At 76.3% G+C, this 1,878-nt stretch carries 1 protein-coding gene; it reads left to right on the plus strand.

The features are described 5' to 3' along the window. Nucleotides 1-82: 82 nt before the first annotated feature. Nucleotides 83-1,878, plus strand: a 1,796-nt coding sequence (locus GL263_RS25865; protein WP_182858163.1) for a xanthine dehydrogenase family protein molybdopterin-binding subunit, incomplete at its 3' end; no start/stop codon positions are given.

Raw genomic sequence — 1,878 nt, forward strand, 5'->3', positions numbered from 1 at the left:
GACCCCCAGCGATCCGGCGACCTCCACCCCCCTCGGCACGCCCGTCGGCACGCCGCTCGGCACCCCCGCGGCCGGGACCCCGCTGCCCCCGGCGGCCACCGCCGAACCGCACGGCCTGGGCACCTCCCTCCCGGCCGCCGACGGACTCGCCAAGGCCCTGGGCACCCTGCCCTACGCCGCCGACCTGTGGGCCGAGGGCCTGCTGTGGGTGGCCGTGCTGCGCTCGCCGCACCCGCACGCCCGGATCGGCGCCATCGACACCGCGCCGGCCGCCGCGATGCCCGGCGTGCACGCCGTGATCACCCACGCCGACGTGCCCGGCCACGCCACCCACGGCCGACGCGTCGCCGACCGCCCGGTCTTCGCCCGCGACGTCGTACGGCACTACGGGGAGGCCGTCGCGGCCGTCGCCGCCGACCACCCCGACACGGCCCGCCTGGCCGTCGCCGCCATCGCCGTCGACTACGAGGTGCTGGAACCCGTCACCGACGCGGAGACGGCCTTCGAGGCCGAGCCGATCCACCCCGACGGCAACCTCATCCGCCACATCCCGCTGCGCTACGGCGACCCGGACGCCGTCGGCGAGGTTGTCGTCGAGGGCCTGTACCGCATCGGCCGCCAGGACCCCGCGCCCATCGGCGCCGAGGCCGGGCTCGCCGTCCCCCGGCAGGACGGCGGCGTCGAGCTGTACACCGCCTCCACCGACCCGCACGCCGACCGCGACCAGATCGCCGCCTGCCTCGGCCTTCCTCCCGAGCAGGTCAAGGTGGTCGTCACCGCCGTGCCCGGCGCCACCGGCGACCGCGAGGACCTGAGCTTCCTGCTCCCGCTCGCGCTGCTCGCGCTGCGCACCGGACGGCCCGTGAAGATCGCCGCCGGCCGCGAGGAGTCCTTCCTCGGCCACGCCCACCGGCACCCGACCATGTTGCGCTACCGCCACCACGCCGACCGCGAGGGCCGGCTGGTCAAGGTGGAGGCGCAGATCCTCCAGGACGGCGGCGCCTACGCCGACGCGTCGGCCGACGCGCTCGCCGCCGCCGTCTCCTTCGCCGCCGGCCCCTACGTCGTCCCGCACGCCGTCGTCGACGGCTGGGTCGTCCGCACCAACAACCCGCCCTCGGGCCACGTGCGAGGCGAGGGCGCGATGCAGGTGTGCGCCGCCTACGAGGGCCAGATGGACAAGTTGGCCGCCCAACTCGGCCTCGAACCCGTCGAGTTGCGCGCCCGCAACGTCATGGCCACCGGCGACCTGCTGCCCACCGGCCAGACCGTCACCTGCCCGGCGCCCGTCGCCGAACTCCTCCGGGCCGTCCGCGAACACCCCCTGCCGCCGGCCCCCGGCCCGGACGACGACCCCGACACCGAGTGGCTCCTGCCCGGCGGCCCGGCCGGCGCCGGCGACCCGGCCGCCGTCCGACGCGGCGTCGGCCACGCGCTCGGCATGGTGCACATGCTCGGCGCCGAGGGCACCGACGAGGTCTCCACCGCCACCGTGAAGGTCACCGGCCCGGTCGCCACCGTGCTCTGCGCGGCCGTCGAGACCGGCCAGGGCTTCACCACCCTCGCCCGGCAGATCGTGCAGGACGTCCTGGGCGTGGACGAGGTGCACGTCGCCGCCGTCGACACAGACCAGCCCCCGGCCGGCCCCGGCGCCCGGGGCCGCCACACCTGGGTGTCCGGCGGCGCGGTCGAACGGGCCGCCAAGATGGTCCGCACCCAGCTCCTGCAACCGCTCGCCGCCACGTTCGGCATGTCCACCGAACTGCTCACCATCGCCGACGGCAAGATCACCTCCTACGACGGCGTCCTCTCGACGACGGTCGCCGAGGCCCTGGAGGGCAAGGAACTCTGGGCCACCGCCCAGTGCCGCCCCTGTCT

Source organism: Streptomyces durbertensis (genome assembly GCF_014156695.1).
GTDB classification, from domain to species: domain Bacteria; phylum Actinomycetota; class Actinomycetes; order Streptomycetales; family Streptomycetaceae; genus Streptomyces; species Streptomyces durbertensis.